This is a genomic window from Vibrio sp. Isolate30 (assembly GCF_022397975.1).
In the GTDB taxonomy this organism is placed as follows: Bacteria; Pseudomonadota; Gammaproteobacteria; order Enterobacterales; family Vibrionaceae; genus Vibrio; species Vibrio fortis.
In genome coordinates this window covers 96,824-114,915 of record NZ_JAKEUS010000005.1, presented here as the reverse complement: position 1 = coordinate 114,915, position 18,092 = coordinate 96,824, and the positions used below count along the sequence as shown (strand labels likewise).

General features: G+C 46.2%; 15 protein-coding genes. 6 read left to right on the top strand and 9 right to left on the bottom strand.

The window, feature by feature from the left end:
• Positions 1–132 precede the first annotated feature (132 nt).
• From secA to L1D60_RS13995, 6 genes are all read left to right on the top strand, one after another.
• A complete protein-coding gene (gene secA / locus L1D60_RS14020; protein WP_239841588.1) occupies positions 133–2,859 on the top strand; it encodes a preprotein translocase subunit SecA in 2,727 nt (908 codons plus the stop codon).
• 309 nt (positions 2,860–3,168) lie between these two features.
• Positions 3,169–3,567: an 8-oxo-dGTP diphosphatase MutT gene (gene mutT, locus L1D60_RS14015; RefSeq protein WP_239841587.1), complete on the top strand. Its 399-nt coding sequence runs from the start codon at positions 3,169–3,171 to the stop codon at positions 3,565–3,567.
• An 89-nt stretch (positions 3,568–3,656) separates the two neighbouring features.
• Positions 3,657–4,481: a 4-hydroxy-tetrahydrodipicolinate reductase gene (gene dapB, locus L1D60_RS14010; RefSeq protein WP_239841586.1), complete on the top strand. Its 825-nt coding sequence runs from the start codon at positions 3,657–3,659 to the stop codon at positions 4,479–4,481.
• A gap of 482 nt (positions 4,482–4,963) precedes the next feature.
• Entirely contained in the window at positions 4,964–6,103 is a 1,140-nt protein-coding gene (gene carA / locus L1D60_RS14005) for a glutamine-hydrolyzing carbamoyl-phosphate synthase small subunit (RefSeq protein WP_032553126.1), read from the top strand.
• A gap of 16 nt (positions 6,104–6,119) precedes the next feature.
• Complete coding sequence (gene carB / locus L1D60_RS14000; protein WP_239841585.1) at positions 6,120–9,350, top strand: carbamoyl-phosphate synthase large subunit; 3,231 nt, start codon at positions 6,120–6,122, stop codon at positions 9,348–9,350.
• Positions 9,351–9,532: 182 nt separating this feature from the next.
• Positions 9,533–10,312: a TSUP family transporter gene (locus tag L1D60_RS13995; protein ID WP_239841584.1), complete on the top strand. Its 780-nt coding sequence runs from the start codon at positions 9,533–9,535 to the stop codon at positions 10,310–10,312.
• On the opposite strand, the gene L1D60_RS13990 is transcribed toward L1D60_RS13995, so the two are convergent.
• The 9 genes from L1D60_RS13990 to L1D60_RS13950 all read right to left on the bottom strand — a co-directional run bounded on the left by L1D60_RS13990 (position 10,263) and on the right by L1D60_RS13950 (position 18,044).
• Entirely contained in the window at positions 10,263–11,108 is an 846-nt protein-coding gene (locus L1D60_RS13990) for a LysR family transcriptional regulator (RefSeq protein ID WP_239841754.1), read from the bottom strand. The genes L1D60_RS13995 and L1D60_RS13990 overlap by 50 nt on opposite strands.
• Positions 11,109–11,168: 60 nt before the next feature.
• A complete protein-coding gene (locus L1D60_RS13985) occupies positions 11,169–11,741 on the bottom strand; it encodes an NAD(P)H-dependent oxidoreductase (RefSeq protein WP_239841583.1) in 573 nt (190 codons plus the stop codon).
• A gap of 3 nt (positions 11,742–11,744) precedes the next feature.
• The gene (locus tag L1D60_RS13980) at positions 11,745–12,158 is read right to left on the bottom strand and encodes a VOC family protein (RefSeq protein ID WP_239841582.1); all 414 of its coding nucleotides are present in this window, start codon (positions 12,156–12,158) and stop codon (positions 11,745–11,747) included.
• A 218-nt stretch (positions 12,159–12,376) separates the two neighbouring features.
• Positions 12,377–12,997 (bottom strand): TRIC cation channel family protein, encoded by a 621-nt coding sequence (locus L1D60_RS13975; protein ID WP_239841581.1) that lies wholly within the window; start codon positions 12,995–12,997, stop codon positions 12,377–12,379.
• A 74-nt stretch (positions 12,998–13,071) separates the two neighbouring features.
• Positions 13,072–13,920, bottom strand: a complete 849-nt coding sequence (btuF, locus tag L1D60_RS13970) for a vitamin B12 ABC transporter substrate-binding protein BtuF (protein WP_239841579.1) — start codon at positions 13,918–13,920, stop codon at positions 13,072–13,074.
• 1 nt (position 13,921) lies between these two features.
• Positions 13,922–14,875, bottom strand: a complete 954-nt coding sequence (locus L1D60_RS13965; RefSeq protein ID WP_239841578.1) for a cobalamin biosynthesis family protein — start codon at positions 14,873–14,875, stop codon at positions 13,922–13,924.
• A 10-nt stretch (positions 14,876–14,885) separates the two neighbouring features.
• Positions 14,886–15,581, bottom strand: a complete 696-nt coding sequence (mtnN, locus tag L1D60_RS13960) for a 5'-methylthioadenosine/S-adenosylhomocysteine nucleosidase (protein ID WP_239841577.1) — start codon at positions 15,579–15,581, stop codon at positions 14,886–14,888.
• Between the two features lie 114 nt (positions 15,582–15,695).
• Positions 15,696–16,124, bottom strand: a complete 429-nt coding sequence (locus L1D60_RS13955) for a DUF1499 domain-containing protein (protein WP_239841576.1) — start codon at positions 16,122–16,124, stop codon at positions 15,696–15,698.
• A 162-nt stretch (positions 16,125–16,286) separates the two neighbouring features.
• The gene (locus L1D60_RS13950; RefSeq protein ID WP_239841575.1) at positions 16,287–18,044 is read right to left on the bottom strand and encodes a sulfite reductase flavoprotein subunit alpha; all 1,758 of its coding nucleotides are present in this window, start codon (positions 18,042–18,044) and stop codon (positions 16,287–16,289) included.
• Positions 18,045–18,092: the final 48 nt, after the last annotated feature.

Below are 18,092 nucleotides of genomic sequence, written 5' to 3'. Positions count from 1 at the left end.
AACACAATATCAGAGGTACTAGATTTATCTCAGTATCCTTGGTTCGTAACTAAGACTAGTTCACAACTGGTAGAGACTGACGGCATTTAAAATAGATCGCGGACGATCTGAGAACGAAGAGATTCCAAGCACATGATTACTAAGCTGCTGACAAAGGTAATTGGCAGTCGCAATGACAGAACACTGCGCCGCCTTAGAAAGATTGTAAAAGAAATTAATAACTACGAACCAACGTTTGAGGCTCTGTCTGATGAAGAGCTAAAAGCAAAAACGGTTGAGTTCCGTGAGCGCTTAGATAAAGGTGAAACACTAGACCAACTTCTACCAGAAGCCTTCGCGACAGTACGTGAAGCATCGAAGCGTGTTTACGGCATGCGTCACTTCGATGTACAGCTGATTGGTGGTATGGTTCTTAACGCTGGTCAAATCGCAGAGATGCGTACTGGTGAAGGTAAAACACTGACAGCGACTCTACCTGCTTACTTAAACGCACTTCCAAGCAAGGGTGTTCACGTTGTTACCGTGAACGATTACCTAGCTAAGCGTGATGCTGAGACAAACCGCCCCCTATTTGAATTCTTAGGTATGACTGTTGGTGTTAACGTACCAAACATGGCTCCACCTGAGAAAAAAGCAGCTTACCAAGCGGATATCCTATACGGAACAAACAACGAATTCGGTTTTGATTACCTACGTGACAACATGGCTTTCCGTGCGGAAGATCGTGTGCAACGCGAACGCTTTTTCGCTGTTGTCGATGAGGTGGACTCAATCTTAATCGATGAAGCTCGTACCCCTCTAATTATCTCTGGCCCAGCTGAAGATAGCTCAGACCTATACACCCGAATCAACACTCTGATTCCTCACCTAGAGCTTCAAGATAAAGAAGATTCAGAAGAGTACCGTGGTGAAGGTCACTACACCATGGACGAGAAGTCTAAACAGGTTCACCTGACTGAAAATGGTCAAGAATTTGTAGAAGAGTTGATGGTGAAAAATGGTTTGATGGAAGAGGGCGACACGCTTTACTCTCCAACGAATATCAGCCTACTGCACCACGTTAATGCTGCACTTCGTGCACACGTATTGTTCGAGAAGAACGTTGACTACATCGTAACTGAAGAAGGCGAAGTGGTTATCGTTGATGAACACACTGGTCGTACTATGCCAGGTCGTCGTTGGTCAGAAGGTCTGCACCAAGCGGTTGAAGCGAAAGAAGGCGTTAAGATTCAGAACGAAAACCAAACACTGGCTTCGATCACTTTCCAGAACTTCTTCCGTCTATACGAAAAACTGTCAGGTATGACAGGTACTGCCGATACAGAAGCATTCGAATTCCAGTCTATCTACGGCCTTGAAACCGTTGTTATCCCAACTAACAAGCCGATGGTTCGTAACGATATGCCAGATGTGGTTTATCGTACAGAAGCGGACAAGTTCAACGCAATCATTGAAGACATCAAAGAGCGCGTAGCAGCAGGTCAGCCATCGCTGGTTGGTACAGTTTCTATCGAGAAGTCTGAACTACTGTCGAACGCACTGAAAAAAGCAAAAATTAAGCACAACGTACTGAACGCGAAATTCCACGAAAAAGAAGCGGAAATCGTAGCTCAAGCAGGTACGCCAGGTGCGGTTACTATTGCAACGAACATGGCCGGTCGTGGTACCGATATCGTGCTAGGTGGTAGCTGGCAAGCTGAAGTTGAAAAACTACAAAATCCAACTCAAGAGCAGATCGACAAGATCAAAGCAGATTGGAAAGTGGTTCACGACAAAGTACTAGAATCTGGTGGTCTACACATCATCGGTACTGAGCGTCATGAATCTCGCCGTATCGATAACCAGCTACGTGGTCGTTCTGGTCGTCAAGGTGATGCAGGTTCTTCTCGTTTCTACTTATCAATGGAAGACTCGCTACTGCGTATCTTCACATCTGACCGTATGGCTGGTCTTATCCAGAGTGGTATGGAAGAGGGTGAAGCAATTGAATCTAAGATGCTATCTCGCTCTATCGAAAAAGCACAACGTAAAGTTGAAGGTCGCAACTTCGATATCCGTAAACAGCTTCTAGAATACGATGACGTAGCAAACGATCAGCGTAAAGTGGTTTACGAACTGCGTGATGAGCTAATGAGCTCTGAAGACATCAGCGAGATGATCGAACACAACCGTGAAGACGTGTTTACATCGGTTATTGATGAATACATTCCGCCACAATCACTAGAAGACATGTGGGACATTTCAGGTCTTCAAGATCGCCTGAAGAACGACTTCGATCTAGACTTTGATATTCAAGGTTGGTTGGACGAAGACGACAAGCTTTACGAAGAAGCCCTACGTGAACGTATCCTAGGCATGGCTGTTGATGTTTACAAACAGAAAGAAGAAGTGGTTGGTGCACAAGTGCTACGTAACTTCGAGAAATCTGTGATGCTACAAACTCTTGATGGTTTGTGGAAAGAGCATTTGGCGGCAATGGATCATCTGCGTCAAGGTATCCATCTACGTGGTTACGCACAGAAGAACCCGAAACAAGAGTACAAGCGCGAGTCGTTTGAACTGTTTGAAGGCTTATTAGAAGTGCTTAAGTCAGACGTGATTACTATCCTTTCGAAAGTTCGAGTTCAACAACAAGAAGAAGTAGAGAAGATGGAAGCGCAGCGTCAAGCTCAAGCAGAAGAAGCTGCACGCCGTGCACAAGCTCAACACGCTTCAGCTGAAAACCAACTATCTGATGGCGAAGAGTCAGAAGAGGGGCATCAGCCAGTGGTGCGCGACGAGCGTAAAGTTGGCCGTAACGAGCCTTGCCCATGTGGTAGTGGCAAGAAGTACAAGCAGTGTCACGGTAAAATTGCGTAAGTTTAATGAATCGTCGCTGTAGCGCATGATAGCTGCGTTGGTGGTACTCACTTACAGTCGTAAGCTCCGTGCCACCACCTTGCTCTCAAGCACTACAGCTTAGTTTCATAAAACTGACAAATAGAATATAAAGAGTCGCTTAGGCGGCTCTTTTTGTATGTGAAAATAATAAGGTTTCGATAGCGTCATCCTCGAGAGTGAGGGACGAGCGAGTCGGGGATCTTTCGAACTAACAAAATAGCAGATTCCCTATCTAATTCGTTCCTCATTTTAGGGAATGACGGTAGAGACATAGAAGGAACACCATCAATGAAAAGAATCCATATTGTAGCGGGCATTATCTTCAATCAGGATAAATCGGAAATCTTTATTACTAAGCGTCCGAGTGATAAACACAAAGGCGGCTTTTGGGAGTTTCCAGGCGGTAAGGTTGAAGAGGGCGAAACCATTGAACAAGCCATGGTTCGTGAGCTAGATGAAGAGATCGGAATTATGGTGACAGAGCAGAGCTTGTTTGAACACCTAGAGTTTGATTATCCAGAAAAGTCTCTCAAGTTTGATTTCATTTGTGTTACTGCTTTCGAGCAGGAGCCTTATGGCAAAGAAGGACAACAAGGGCAGTGGGTTGCCATTGAAGCTTTGCCAAACTACGAATTCCCAGAAGCAAACGTGCCGATTTTACAGCGTGTAGTAAAAGAGTACTCGTAAGGGCTAGCCTGAGTCTGAGATTGTTGTTAGTTTAAAGAGATAGTGAACTTGAGTCGCTCTGCGAGTATGCGCAGGGGGCAAACCAAACAATGGAGATAGATGCAGTGGTAAGAATTGCAATTGCAGGAGCAGCAGGTCGCATGGGCCGTAACTTGGTGAAAGCTACTCACCACAACAAAGATGCGACGGTTGGTGCTGGTTCAGAGCGCCCGGAGTCATCGCTGGTCGGTGTCGATATCGGTGAGCTGTGTGGTGAAGGTCGTTTTGAGGTTGCTCTGGTCGATGATCTAGCAAAAGTGGTGGAAGAGTTTGATGTGATTGTCGACTTTACTGCCCCAGTAAGCACTCTCGCGAACATCGAGCTGTGTAAAACGCATGGCAAAAAACTTGTGATTGGTACAACCGGTTTCTCGGAAGAAGAGAAACAAGTTATCGCTGCTGCATCAAAAGAGATGCCAATTGTTATGGCGCCTAATTACAGTGTCGGCGTTAACCTTGTGTTTAAGCTTCTTGAAAAAGCGGCCAAGGTGATGGGCGACTATTGTGATGTTGAAATTGTTGAAGCGCACCATCGTCACAAAGTCGATGCACCATCAGGTACTGCGATTGGAATGGGTGAAGCGATTGCTGGGGCGATGGGTAATGAACTGAACGATGTTGCAGTATGGGCTCGTGAAGGTATTACTGGTGAGCGAACTAAAGATGAGATCGGCTTTGCGACGATTCGTGCCGGCGACATTATTGGTGAGCACACGGCGATGTTTGCCGATATCGGTGAACGTGTCGAAATTACCCACAAGGCAACGGATCGCATGACCTTTGCTAACGGTGCTATCAAGGCTGCGGTTTGGTTAGATAGCAAGCCTGCAGGCTTTTATACCATGACAGATGTGCTTGGTTTGAATGAGCTGTAAATAGATAATTATGCGCTGGCGATTGCCGGCGCTTTGTTTATTTAGCCAACTCTAATGATAATTAAACTTAACTAAGCTAGTGGAAATACGCTTGGTTTCTTGTGTTTTTTATCGTGTTTTGGTTGTTTTTTGTTTGAGTCTTCCTTTATTTGTTGTTTCCTATTCTTATTTAACGTTTGCGCTTTCTTATTAATATTTCTATCACTCTAACTTAAAGTGAAATGACACCGATAGTTGAAAAAATCTTAATTTCCCCGTCTTACCCCTATAAAACTAGTACTTTTGAAGCTTTAAAAGAGAAAGTTGGATAAGTGGCTACAAATGTTTAATTTCTTTTGCGTTAAATGTTGACACATATCACGGGCGTCACTAAAATACCGCCAATTTGTCTAATTTCCATAAACACGCAGTTTTGGGTGTTGCAGGAAGGTAGATTTGCAAATTAAATCAATTTTAATGCATTTTTATTTCTGGAGGTTGTCTTGAAAAAGTCAGCATTGCTAGTCCTAGAAGATGGGACAGTATTCCACGGTGAATCCATTGGCGCAGACGGTTCTGCTGTTGGTGAAGTCGTTTTTAATACCTCGATGACGGGGTACCAAGAAATCCTCACTGATCCTTCCTATTCTCAACAAATTGTAACGCTTACTTACCCTCACATTGGCAATACCGGAACCAATTCCGAAGATGAAGAATCCTCTTCAATCCACGCTCAAGGCCTTGTGATTCGCGATCTCCCTCTTATCGCTTCTAACTTCCGTAATGAACAATCCCTTTCTGATTACCTAAAGTCGCAAAACGTTGTTGGTATCGCTGATATCGATACTCGTAAGCTGACGCGTATTCTTCGCGAGAAGGGTGCTCAAAACGGTTGTATCGTAGCGGGTAACAACATCGACGAGGCTCTAGCGCTGGCTAAGGCTAAAGAATTCCCTGGCCTAAAAGGTATGGACCTTGCGAAAGAAGTTACAACAAAAGAAGCGTATCAATGGAAACAGGGTTCGTGGACGCTTACGGGTGGACTTCCTGAAGCGAAAGCAGACTCAGAATTGCCATATCACGTTGTTGCCTATGACTTCGGTGCAAAACGCAACATCCTGCGCATGCTTGTTGACCGCGGCTGCCGCCTAACGGTTGTTCCTGCTGAAACATCAGCGGAAGAAGTTCTAGCACTGAACCCAGACGGTGTTTTCCTTTCAAATGGCCCTGGTGACCCAGAACCATGTACTTACGCGATTGAAGCGACAAAAGTATTCCTAGAGAAAGGCCTACCAATCTTCGGTATCTGTCTTGGCCACCAAATCCTAGCGCTAGCTTCTGGTGCGAAGACGGTGAAGATGAAGTTTGGTCACCACGGTGCAAACCACCCAGTTAAAGATTTAGATCGTGATGTTGTGATGATCACTTCACAAAACCACGGTTTTGCTGCAGATGAAGAGACGCTGCCTGAAAACCTACGTGCAACGCACAAGTCGCTATTTGATGGTTCTCTGCAAGGTATCCACCGCACAGATAAGCCAGCATTCAGCTTCCAAGGTCACCCAGAAGCGAGCCCAGGTCCAGAAGATGCGGCACCGCTTTTCGACCACTTCATTGAACTAATTAAACAGCACACAGCGTAATTCGGAGTAGTAGACAATGCCAAAACGTACTGACATTAAAAGTATTCTAATTCTAGGTGCTGGCCCGATCGTTATCGGCCAAGCATGTGAGTTCGATTACTCTGGTGCTCAAGCTTGTAAAGCGCTTCGCGAAGAAGGTTACCGAGTTATTCTAGTTAACTCGAACCCAGCGACCATCATGACTGACCCAGACATGGCTGATGCAACTTACATCGAGCCAATCCAATGGGAAGTTGTTCGCAACATCATTGCGAAAGAGAAGCCGGATGCAGTTCTACCTACAATGGGTGGCCAAACAGCACTTAACTGTGCACTAGACCTAGAGAAATACGGTGTTCTTGAAGAGTTTGGTGTAGAGATGATCGGTGCAACGGCTGACGCTATCGATAAAGCAGAAGACCGTTCTCGTTTCGATAAGGCGATGAAGTCTATCGGCCTTGAGTGTCCACGTGCTGACACTGCTAAAACCATGGAAGAAGCTTACGGCGTTCTAGATATGGTTGGCTTCCCATGTATCATCCGTCCATCATTCACTATGGGTGGTACTGGTGGTGGTATCGCATACAATAAAGAAGAGTTCGAAGAGATCTGTCGTCGCGGTTTAGACCTTTCTCCAACAAACGAACTTCTAATCGATGAATCTCTTATCGGTTGGAAAGAGTACGAGATGGAAGTAGTTCGTGATAAGAACGACAACTGCATCATCGTATGTGCGATTGAAAACTTCGACCCAATGGGTATCCACACCGGTGACTCAATCACGGTTGCACCAGCACAGACTCTAACAGACAAAGAGTACCAACTGATGCGTAACGCTTCTCTAGCGGTACTGCGTGAGATTGGTGTTGAGACTGGTGGTTCTAACGTACAGTTTGGTATCAACCCGAAAGATGGCCGCATGGTTATCATCGAGATGAACCCACGTGTATCTCGTTCTTCTGCCCTAGCTTCTAAAGCAACAGGTTTCCCAATCGCTAAAATTGCAGCGAAACTGGCTGTTGGCTTCACGCTAGATGAGCTAATGAACGACATCACGGGTGGCGCAACTCCAGCATCATTCGAACCAACTATCGACTACGTAGTAACTAAGATTCCTCGTTTTAACTTCGAGAAATTTGCAGGTGCTAACGACCGTCTAACGACGCAAATGAAGTCAGTTGGTGAAGTTATGGCTATCGGCCGTAACCAACAAGAATCTCTACAAAAAGCACTTCGCGGTCTAGAAGTTGGCGCGACTGGCTTTGACGAAATGGTTGACCTAGATGCGCCAGACGCACTAACGACTATCCGTCACGAACTAAAAGAAGCAGGCGCAGAGCGTATTTGGTACATCGCGGATGCGTTCCGTGCAGGTATGTCAGTAGATGGCGTATTCAACCTAACGCAAATCGACCGTTGGTTCCTAGTTCAAATCGAAGACATCGTTAAGCTTGAGCAAGATCTTAAAGCGAAAGGCTTTGCTGGTCTGAACAAAGAAGAGCTTAACAAACTGAAGCGTAAAGGTTTTGCTGATGCTCGCCTATCTAAGATTCTAGGTGTTGCTGAGAGCGAAATCCGTCGTCTGCGCGACCAATACGATATTCACCCTGTGTACAAGCGTGTTGATACGTGTGCGGCTGAGTTCTCTTCTGATACAGCTTACATGTACTCATCTTACGATGAAGAGTGTGAAGCGAACCCAACAGAAAAAGATAAGATTATGATTCTAGGCGGCGGTCCAAACCGTATCGGCCAAGGTATCGAATTTGACTACTGTTGTGTACACGCATCACTAGCACTACGTGAAGATGGCTACGAAACTATCATGGTTAACTGTAACCCTGAGACAGTTTCTACTGACTACGACACGTCTGACCGTCTGTACTTCGAACCAGTAACACTGGAAGACGTACTAGCAATCGCTCGCGTTGAGAAGCCAAAAGGCGTTATCGTTCAGTACGGTGGTCAAACACCACTTAAACTGGCTCGCGCACTTGAAGCGGCTGGCGTGCCAATCATCGGTACTAGCCCTGACGCAATTGACCGTGCAGAAGACCGTGAGCGTTTCCAAGTCGCTGTTGACCGCCTAGGTCTTCTACAGCCAGAAAACGCGACAGTAACGACGATGGAGCAAGCGGTAGAGAAATCTCGTGAAATCGGTTACCCACTGGTTGTACGTCCTTCTTACGTACTGGGTGGTCGTGCGATGGAAATCGTATACGACGAGCAAGACCTACGTCGCTACTTCAACGAAGCTGTGAGCGTATCAAACGAATCTCCAGTACTACTAGATAGCTTCCTAGACGACGCAGTTGAAGTCGATATCGATGCTATCTGTGACGGTGAGCGCGTGGTTATCGGCGGTATCATGGAGCACATCGAGCAAGCGGGTGTTCACTCTGGTGACTCAGCATGTTCTCTTCCTGCATACACGCTAAGCCAAGAAATCCAAGACGTAATGCGTGAGCAAGTTGAAAAGCTAGCATTCGAGCTAGGTGTTCGCGGTCTAATGAACACGCAGTTTGCTGTGAAGAACAACAAAGTATACCTAATCGAGGTGAACCCTCGTGCAGCGCGTACAGTACCGTTCGTATCGAAAGCAACAGGTGCTCCAATCGCTAAGATTGCTGCACGTGTTATGGCGGGTCAATCTTTAGAGGCTCAAGGCTTCACTAAAGAGATCATCCCACCATACTACTCTGTTAAAGAAGTAGTACTACCGTTCAACAAATTCCCAGGTGTTGACCCACTGTTAGGCCCAGAAATGCGCTCTACAGGTGAGGTTATGGGTGTTGGTGCAACGTTCGCAGAAGCATACGCAAAAGCGGAACTGGGTTGTGGCAATGTTTACCCTGAAGGTGGTCGTGCACTGCTTTCTGTTCGCGCTGGTGATAAAGAGCGTGTGGTTGACCTAGCATCTAAGCTTTCTAAGCTTGGTTACCAACTAGACGCGACACACGGCACTGCGGTTATTCTTGGCGAAGCAGGTATCAACCCACGTCTAGTGAACAAGGTACACGAAGGTCGTCCTCACATTCTTGACCGTATCAAGAACAATGAGTACACCTACATCGTGAACACGGCTGCAGGTCGTCAAGCGATTGAAGATTCTAAAGTTCTTCGTCGTGGCGCTCTAGCTGAGAAAGTGAACTACACAACAACGCTAAACGCTGCGTTCGCAACGTGTATGGCTCACACAGCTGACGCGAAAACAACAGTAACTTCAGTACAAGAGCTTCACGCTCAAGTTAAAGCTTCTGAAGCATAATCGCTGTTAAACGGATATAAATGTCGTAAAGGCCGCTCAACTGAGCGGCCTTTTTTTGTAGTTGCGAACATATGAGGGATGCTGACTGATGAAAATAAGGAATAGGTCACTGTCTCGTGTTTCGTTGTTTTCATTTTTGTATCAATGGTAATTTGTGCTCTCAACGTAAAGGAGTGATATGCATGGACATTACCATTGAGATTCTAGCGATACTGTTTTTTGTCGCGACAGCTGCTGGCTTTATTGATGCGATGGCTGGTGGTGGTGGACTGTTAACTCTCCCTGCACTTTTGGCCGCAGGCGTTCCGCCGACTCAAGCATTGGCGACCAATAAACTGCAGAGCTCTTTTGGTAGCTTTTCAGCAAGCTGGTACTTTGTGCGTAACGGTATTGTGAGTATCAAAGAGATGCGTTTCGCCATCTTATGTACCTTTAGCGGCTCTGCGATTGGTGCCGAACTGGTACAGTATATCGATGCGAGTTTGTTAACTAGCGTGATCCCGCTGCTACTGATTGCGATCTCACTCTATTTCCTGTTAGCCCCACAAACTAAGACCAGCGAAGGCAAGCAACGTATCTCAGAAGCGATGTTTGCGTTATGTGTCGGTGGTGGTGTGGGGTTCTATGATGGCTTCTTTGGGCCGGGCACCGGTTCTATCTTCACCGTCTGTTTTGTCGCAATTGGTCACTTCTCTTTAGTCGATGCGACCGCGCGTACCAAGGTTCTAAATTTCACATCGAATATCGCTGCACTGATCTTCTTTATTATTGCTGGCCTGCCAATCTGGGAGCTTGGCTTAGTCATGGCTGTCGGTGGCTTTATTGGTGCGCAACTGGGTGCCAAGGTGGTGGTCACCAAAGGACAAAAGTGGATCCGCCCTTTGGTGATCGTGATGTCAATGTTGATGGCTTCTAAACTGCTTTGGGAACAGCATCAACAATGGATTCTATCAGTGCTTTAACGCGTGGTGATTGATAGCTATTTGGTCGTACACAGATGTGAATCGGGCGAATCAAATTTTTGAGCTCCTCAAAACTAAACAGATATTGAGGAGCAATATTAAGGGTTTTGACAATCGAGAGTGGAATTAACGCTGGCCCTGTCCCACCTAGTGCCAGTTGCGCCGCTGCGGTATATGCATCCATTTCCATTAGTGGCTTAACTCCAAACTTCTCAAGCAGTGATAACTGATAACTGTTAGCCGGGTTAGTCATATCATTCGTAATCACACGCTCTGGTAGACACTCTAAATGCGTTGAACTCACAATGTAGAATGGCTCGTCGAATAGATGAAAGGTCATCAACCCGTGATGAGGAGGAAGCACCCCTGCACACAACCCCAGAGTCGCTTTTCCTGATTGCACTCGTTCGATAATCCTTGGAGTGTGATTGGTGGTGATGGTGATGTATTTGTCATGCTGGATAAAGTCGCCCATCATCTTACCTAGGTAGCCAGCAATCAACGATTTGGAGCTATCTAAGGTGATCAGCGTAGTATCTTCGAGCTCTTGCTGTTCATAAATAAGTCCACGCAATTCATTGAATGCAGGACCGATACTCTCGATAAGAGCAATGCCGTCTGGAGAGAGCTTAATCTGTCGCCCATTGGGTTCAATGAGCTTCTTACCGAGTTTTTTTTCTAAGTTAGCAATGCGTTTGCTGACTGCAGACTGACTGATGTACAACAAGCTACCAGTACGGCTCATGGTTTTTGCTTTACTGAGTACCAGCAGTGTTTCAATACCTTCAAGTAGCATAGGGTTATTGATGAAAGTTGGGAATAATAACCCCAACTTATCTCAATCAAACCTTGGGCTCTACTCTTTACTTGTCAGTTCTTGAACTAGCGTTGCGATTCTGGAGCCGTAGTAGTGCGCAGTGAGTAGGTCATTGGCATTTACACTCTCCTGCCCATCATCGATACTCGATACCAAGCCGATGTTCGAGCCAGTACGATTTAGGCCTAAATCATCAGTATGCTTAGAGGCATCAAGTCCAATCCATAACATTCCATGCTGACACGCCAGTGTAAAAAAGCTCAGTAGTGTCTGTTGTTGCTCTCCATTAAGACTGCCGCCTGTGGTAAAGCCTGCGGCGAATTTATTACGCCAAGCTTTAGCGCAGTAAGGCTCACTGCTGGCGTCCATAAATGCCTTAAATTGCGCCGCTGGGCTTCCCATGTAAGTTGGAGAGCCAAATACAATCGCATCACACTCGCTAAGTTGCTTGAGCTTCTGTTCGTTGATGTAGCGACCCTCTACAATCTCACTGGGTAACACCTCAATCATGATGACAGATTGAGATAGAGCCCCGACACCTTCGGCGAGGGCATGGGCGACAGCTTTGGTTGCACCGCATTTAGAGAAGAAAACAATACCGATCTGACGCATGGGTTAATCCTCGTAGCGATTTTTGTTTTCTGCATCTTGTGTGAGGTATTCAATGAACTCCCACTCAACACCGCTTGCATCGTAAAAATAGATGCGCTTGCGAAACGGGTTGTCCTCTCCGATATCGTTCTGTTCATAACCAGCATCTAATAAGCGCTTCTCAACACGATCAACGTCATCAACAACGATGCCAATGTGATTGATACCTACATCTAGATAAGGGGAGCGATCGGTTTGCTCTCTTGCAACCACCTCTTGAAGTGCTATGTAGCTGTCGTCAGTACCGATATGGCACCAGCGATAATTGGTTTGTCCACGATGGCGCTCTTTAAATTCAGGGATCGCGGTTTGGATAAATTGGACGGCGTCATCAATGTTACTGACGGTGATATTTGCGTGTTCAACATAAGCCTGCATGGGAACCTCCAGTGTTCTCTAATTAGTAAATAAATAACTTTATAAAGCTATTTGTTTACTAATATAGTTCAAAAAATGACTAAGTAAACAAAAAACTTTATTTAGTTTGGTTTTGTTTCATACAGAGCAAGGTTGAGTGAGGGGAGCGGAACGACAGGTACAAAAAAAGGCTCCGGAGAGCCTTTATTTTTCGCTATGGGATTCAAGCTATGGTAGCACTATTTGTTGAGTGCAAATGTTGGCAGAGAGAGGTGCCAACGAATCGCGCCTAGGCGAATCAACAGGGTAGAGAAGACACCGGCTAGGAAAGCTGTTTCGGAGTCTTGCCCCATACTTAAAGCCGTTGTATGGAATACACCACCGATGATACACGCTGTCGCGTACACTTCGCTTCGTAGGATCATCGGTACTTCACGCGCCAATACATCGCGGATAATACCGCCGCCACAGCCAGTAATCACACCCATGATGATCGCGACCAGTGCCGAGTCTTGATAGCTCAACGATTTCTCGACACCAATGCCAACAAACACTGCCAAACCGATTGCATCACACACAGGCAGAATCCACCATGGGAGACGCTTTGGGCGTCTTACGATGATCATAGTCAGTAGGCAGGTAATAAGGATAACCCACAGGTAAGTGGTATCGGTGATCCAGAATACCGGAGTGGCACCCAACGCCATATCGCGAATAGTACCACCACCAATTGCAGTCACACTGCCTAGAACGGCGACACCAAATGGGTCCATTTTCAAGCGGCCAGCGACAAATACGCCAGAGATGGCAAAAATAGCCGTACCGAATAAATCGATAAAATAAAGCAGCATGGAGTCCATGATACTGATGCTCTTAAAGTTGAAATTGTAGGGACAGGTATACGGCGAATTGTACGAAAAATCGCATCAAATAGTTAGCGATTTTGACGGGCTTTATCAAAGTAATCGCACACCTGTTGGATTGCTTGCAATGTTCGTGTTGTAGGGCGATTTATCCAGTCAGAATTGAGCGACCAAATCTGCTCTTTTTCAACTGCAGGAATCTCCTCACCCCAATGACTCCACATGGTGCCGTTCTCAATGGCATGGCGAGAGGTGAAGATAACTTCTGGCTTTTTAAGAACCACTTGCTCAATGCTAACTTGTGGATAAGAGGTCGCGGCACCTTCGAAGATGTTTTGACCACCACAGAACTCAAACACCTCACTTGGCCAGTGACCTTGCGCGACAGTGATAATAGGCTTCTCACTCAGTTGGTAGAAGTATTGCACTGGCTCGGCGTCTTGGTACTTAGCTTTGAGTTGCTCAAGCTGATCTCGATACGCTTTGGCATTGTTAAGCCCAACCTTTGGATCGCTTGAGTATTGGCTAAGGTGTTCAATATTGCTGGCGATACTGTCTAAGCTCTTGGTTTGTGAGTAGTAGATTTCTAAGCCAAACTGTTTGAGTTTCGCAAGCTCTCTTGGTGGGTTGCCCGCTGGCCAAGCCAGTATCAAGTCGGGTTGAAGTGCGATGATCTTCTCAACCTTAATTCCTTGATAGTTAGCGACTTTAGGTAACTTATCAGCCTCAGGCGGATAATCGCTTCTTTCGCTCACAGCAATCAAGTTGTTCCCCAGCCCTGCACTGTAAGCCAACTCTGTGGCGTGAGGAGCAAGGCTGATGACACGCTTCGCTTCGCCATGAGGTTCTGCCAGTGCATTGGGGTGCCATAAACAGAATGAAAGTGCAGAGACAGCTGAAAAAGAGGTGGAAAACTTCACATTAAATCCCTTGGTGAATAATCAATAGTAGAGCGCTTTGAATCAGTAACCACGCCAATATTCGCCAAGCGAGCATTTTTTGCAGTTGGGCTAGATGCAGTGCAGAGGGTGCAATGCGGCCACCTAGTTTTGCTCGTACTGCTTTTACGTCATCATAGATGGCTGGGCCGCCTAGTGACAGTTCAAGTTTGTTGCCTGCGGATGTGATAAGCCATGCCGGGCCCGGTAGTGGCCAAGAGCGGCTTTGAGTCAGCATCATCGAAAAGGTATTACTTGCGTTATGTCCTACCACAATCATTAAGGCAAACAGTCGTAGTGGAATAAACTCTAAAACGGCGACCACTTTAACGACACTCGAACCAAATGGAGCAAAACGTTGTCGGCTTGGCGACCAGACACGTGCTAGTTCTACAGTTAAGCGATACATGAGTGCCGCAATACCGCCGCCAATGGCATACCAAAAGAGCACACAGATGACGTTGCGACCGTAACCCATAATCAGAGTTTCAGCAGAGGCTTTTCCGAGTCCTAACGTAGACAAGGTATCGGTTTGTCGATTAACGACAGGCGCGAGCAGTTTGCGAGCTTGTGGTTTATCGTCTTTGCTTAGCGCTCGAATCAGTTGGCTGGCTAGCTTCTCGTTGTTGCGCCAATCAATAGCCAGTAACAACAGGGCAAGTTCAAATAGTTGTGGCTGCCACATCAAAGGCTTGAGGGCGATAAGCAGGATGAGAGCGGGAAAACACATCAGCAACCAAGCTAAGGTTCCAGAGATTAAGCTCTGTGAGTAGTTGCGATTGTTGTTTACTTTGTCGGCGAGCAGTTCAGCGAACTTATGCCATAGAGTAACTGGGTGAGCAGCGTGAGGAATCGGTAAAATTAAATGAAAGAGCAGTGCCCCCCACATTACGAGGAGCACGCCATTTGCAAATACCTGATCAAACAGTGTTTGCATCTTGAGTGACTTATTTTAGTAGGTCTACCATTTTAATCACCATCTCAGAAGAGCTCTTCGCTGCAAGCGGTAGGAACTCTTCAAAGCTCATTGGTGACTCTTTGTCTGCTACGTCAGAGATTGCACGTACAACAACAAATGGTACTTGGAATTGGTGACAAGCTTGAGCAATTGCAGATGCTTCCATCTCAACCGCTACCACAGAAGGGAAGTGCTTACGGATGAACTCTTGGCGCTCAGCCGTGCAAACGAAAGCATCACCAGTACAGATTAGACCGCGTACTGCGTGTGTATCTTCCATTTGTGCTAGTGCTTTCTCTGCAACGTCCATTAGCTTTGCATCTGCTTGGAATGCTGCTGGTTGACCTGCCATTTGACCGATCTCGTAACCAAATGCTGTAACGTCTGCATCGTGGTGACGAACTTCAGTAGAGATAACTACATCGCCTAGGTTCAGCGTTGAATCAAAGCCGCCCGCAGAGCCAGTGTTTAAAACAACATCTGGTTGGTATTCGCTTAGCAGGATAGAAGTACCGACTGCTGCAGCTACCTTACCAATGCCAGATTGCAGTAACACAACATCAACACCATTTAACTGACCAGAGAAAAAGGTACAGCCGCCTTTTTTCACTTCTGTCATCTCTGTGATTGCTGATTTTAGGATCGCAACTTCTTGCTCCATTGCGCCAATGATGCCGATTTTCATGTGTAGTCTCTTAATAAGGTTGTTTTAACAATAGAGTGAAATTGTAGCATGGAAGAGAAGAATCAAGCGACAGCACTTGCACACTTCTCTTTCGTATCAAAATGGTCGGTGCGATTACTCAATCAGCCCTGCCTTTGCCAGTTCTGCTCGTAGAGTATCCACGCGCTTGCGATTCACGCCAAAGTCCGAGTGACCAGTGCGCGACTCGGAACGAACCAAAAGGTTATCGCCTTCGATTTTGAGTTCTAAATCATCGACAAAGCGCATGATCTTACTGGTAAATTCAACACGTAAGTAGTCATCATTTTTAACCGCCGTTTTGGTTCTTGGCTGCTGCAAGATCACGGCTTCTATCTGAGAAAGGCTAACGCCATCAGCAAGGGTAAATGGGGCAATATTGTGTTGTTCACGAGTGTCTTGAGTTGAGACACAATTAGGTTTGTCGCCACACGGATTGTTCGTTCTATCTTCCATTGTTTGATTTCCTTGGCTACAGCCAGCAAGGCCGATAAGAAGGGTAGAGAGCAAGACGATTTTTTTCATTGTTTTTTCCTTTGATTTTGATGGGACAGCACGGCTTACCCATTCATGATCGTCATGGTAGTAAAGGTTAATTATATGACCTAAAAATCAAAAAGGATCCCTAACGAGATCCTTTTATTTTTAATGTGTTATCTAGAACTCAAAGACCTAGAGATAAATGACCTAGTAGACATCACGCACGTAGCGTTTTTGTTTCTTGAGTTGATTGATGTACGCTTTGGCGCTGTCTTCATCTAACCCGCCATGTTCTACAACAATCTCATGCAGCGCCTTATCAACATCTTTTGCCATATAATAGGCATCGCCACAGACAAAGAAGTAACCGCCACGCTCTAACCAAGCGAATAGTTCCGCACCGTTGTCGCGCATCTTATCTTGTACATACACTTTCTGTTCTTGGTCACGTGAGAACGCCAAATCCAGTCGAGTAAGCACCTCTTTTTTCTGCAGGGCTTCGATCTCTTCTTGATAGATGTAATCGGTAGCGCTATTACGGTCGCCGAAGATCAACCAGTTGTCACCGGGGGAGGCTTGTACTTCACGCTCCTCAAGGAAGGCGCGGAATGGAGCGATACCTGTCCCCGGACCCACCATGATCATTGGAGCTTTATCATCCTCCGGAACAGCGAAGTTCTTGTTCGGTGCAAAGTAACAAGGGACTTTCTGACCTTCTTCGACAAGGTCTGCAAGCCACGTTGAACATGTGCCGTTATAATCTCGCTCACCATTGTTGTAGCGCACACTGCCAATGGTGAGGTGAACTTCATCGTTATGTTTGTTTAAGCTTGATGAGATCGAGTAAGCGCGTGGCGCGATAGGTCTTAACAGCGATAAAATCTCAGCCAATGACAATGACACGGTAGGGTTAGCTTTCACAAGATCGAGGATATCTTTACCCCATAGGAAGTCATTCAGAGCGCTGGTATCCTCATTGCCTAGCATCTGGATCACGCGGTGATCGCTGGCCGCTTCAGCAAGTGCTTTAACCAGCTCTTTCGAAGGCGTTCGAATATCTAGGTAGCGAGTGAATAACTCACGTAGGCTGTGGTTTTCTCCATTCCATGACGGTTTCTCATCACCGCTGAATTGGAAGTGGTCGAGTAGGGCCGTGACTAAGTCTGGTTGGTTTTCTGGGACGACATTCAAAGCATCACCCGGCTTGTAGAATTCACCAGACCCTTCCAATGAAAGCTCATAATGCACAATCTCTTTACTTGATCCTTGTTTGGTCAGCACACGCTTGTGCTTGAGTGTCGCCTGAAGAGGATTTTTACGACCGTACTTAGATTTCTGTTTCGCAGCAGGTGAGGTACCTGATGCCGTTTCACTATCTGAGCCTTTTGCAGCGATCGCAGGTAAGGTGGCAATCATCCACTCTTCTGCAGGCTGCTCAAAGTCAATATCACAATCGACGCGGTCAGTAATACGCGTTGCTCCAAGCTCAACCAGTCGTTCATCCCACTCTTTACCCGCAAGACAGAAATCGTCATAGCTGGTATCGCCTAGAGCCAGAACCGAGAAGTAGGTATTAGCGAGCTGTGGTGCGTTATCACCACTCATGGTTTCCCAAAGTGTCTCTGCGTTATCTGGGTGCTCACCTTCACCATAAGTACTGGTGACAATCAAAATACGTGATGACTTAACAAAGACCTGAGCATCGACGTCATCCATATCTTGAACGGTTGCAGTTAAGCCGTATTCTTTGGCTTTTTCCGCTGTGTCGTAGGCAACGCTCTCTGCGTTACCTGTTTGTGAACCATAGAGGATGGTTAGTCCTTTCACTTGAGGCTTAGATTCCGCATGCACAACGGACTCTTCTTTAACCAAAAGGCGTGAATGAAGGCCTGAAAAGAAGCCCGCCAACCAAGTCTTTTGGTCTTCATTAAATGGTATATCTTGTGGCAAATGAGGTACTTTCATTTTTCTTCCTATCTAATACTTCGCCTATCCCTTAGGCGATAATACTCG

Coding starts and splice junctions, on each gene's coding strand:
- L1D60_RS13975 (WP_239841581.1), bottom strand. CDS start 12,997: ATGGACTCCATGCTGCTTTATTTTATCGATTTATTCGGTACGGCTATT.
- L1D60_RS13995 (WP_239841584.1), top strand. CDS start 9,533: ATGGACATTACCATTGAGATTCTAGCGATACTGTTTTTTGTCGCGACA.
- L1D60_RS13990 (WP_239841754.1), bottom strand. CDS start 11,108: ATGCTACTTGAAGGTATTGAAACACTGCTGGTACTCAGTAAAGCAAAA.
- mtnN (WP_239841577.1), bottom strand. CDS start 15,581: ATGAAAATCGGCATCATTGGCGCAATGGAGCAAGAAGTTGCGATCCTA.
- L1D60_RS13950 (WP_239841575.1), bottom strand. CDS start 18,044: ATGAAAGTACCTCATTTGCCACAAGATATACCATTTAATGAAGACCAA.
- secA (WP_239841588.1), top strand. CDS start 133: ATGATTACTAAGCTGCTGACAAAGGTAATTGGCAGTCGCAATGACAGA.
- carB (WP_239841585.1), top strand. CDS start 6,120: ATGCCAAAACGTACTGACATTAAAAGTATTCTAATTCTAGGTGCTGGC.
- L1D60_RS13955 (WP_239841576.1), bottom strand. CDS start 16,124: ATGAAAAAAATCGTCTTGCTCTCTACCCTTCTTATCGGCCTTGCTGGC.
- mutT (WP_239841587.1), top strand. CDS start 3,169: ATGAAAAGAATCCATATTGTAGCGGGCATTATCTTCAATCAGGATAAA.
- L1D60_RS13980 (WP_239841582.1), bottom strand. CDS start 12,158: ATGCAGGCTTATGTTGAACACGCAAATATCACCGTCAGTAACATTGAT.
- L1D60_RS13985 (WP_239841583.1), bottom strand. CDS start 11,741: ATGCGTCAGATCGGTATTGTTTTCTTCTCTAAATGCGGTGCAACCAAA.
- dapB (WP_239841586.1), top strand. CDS start 3,657: ATGGAGATAGATGCAGTGGTAAGAATTGCAATTGCAGGAGCAGCAGGT.
- L1D60_RS13965 (WP_239841578.1), bottom strand. CDS start 14,875: ATGCAAACACTGTTTGATCAGGTATTTGCAAATGGCGTGCTCCTCGTA.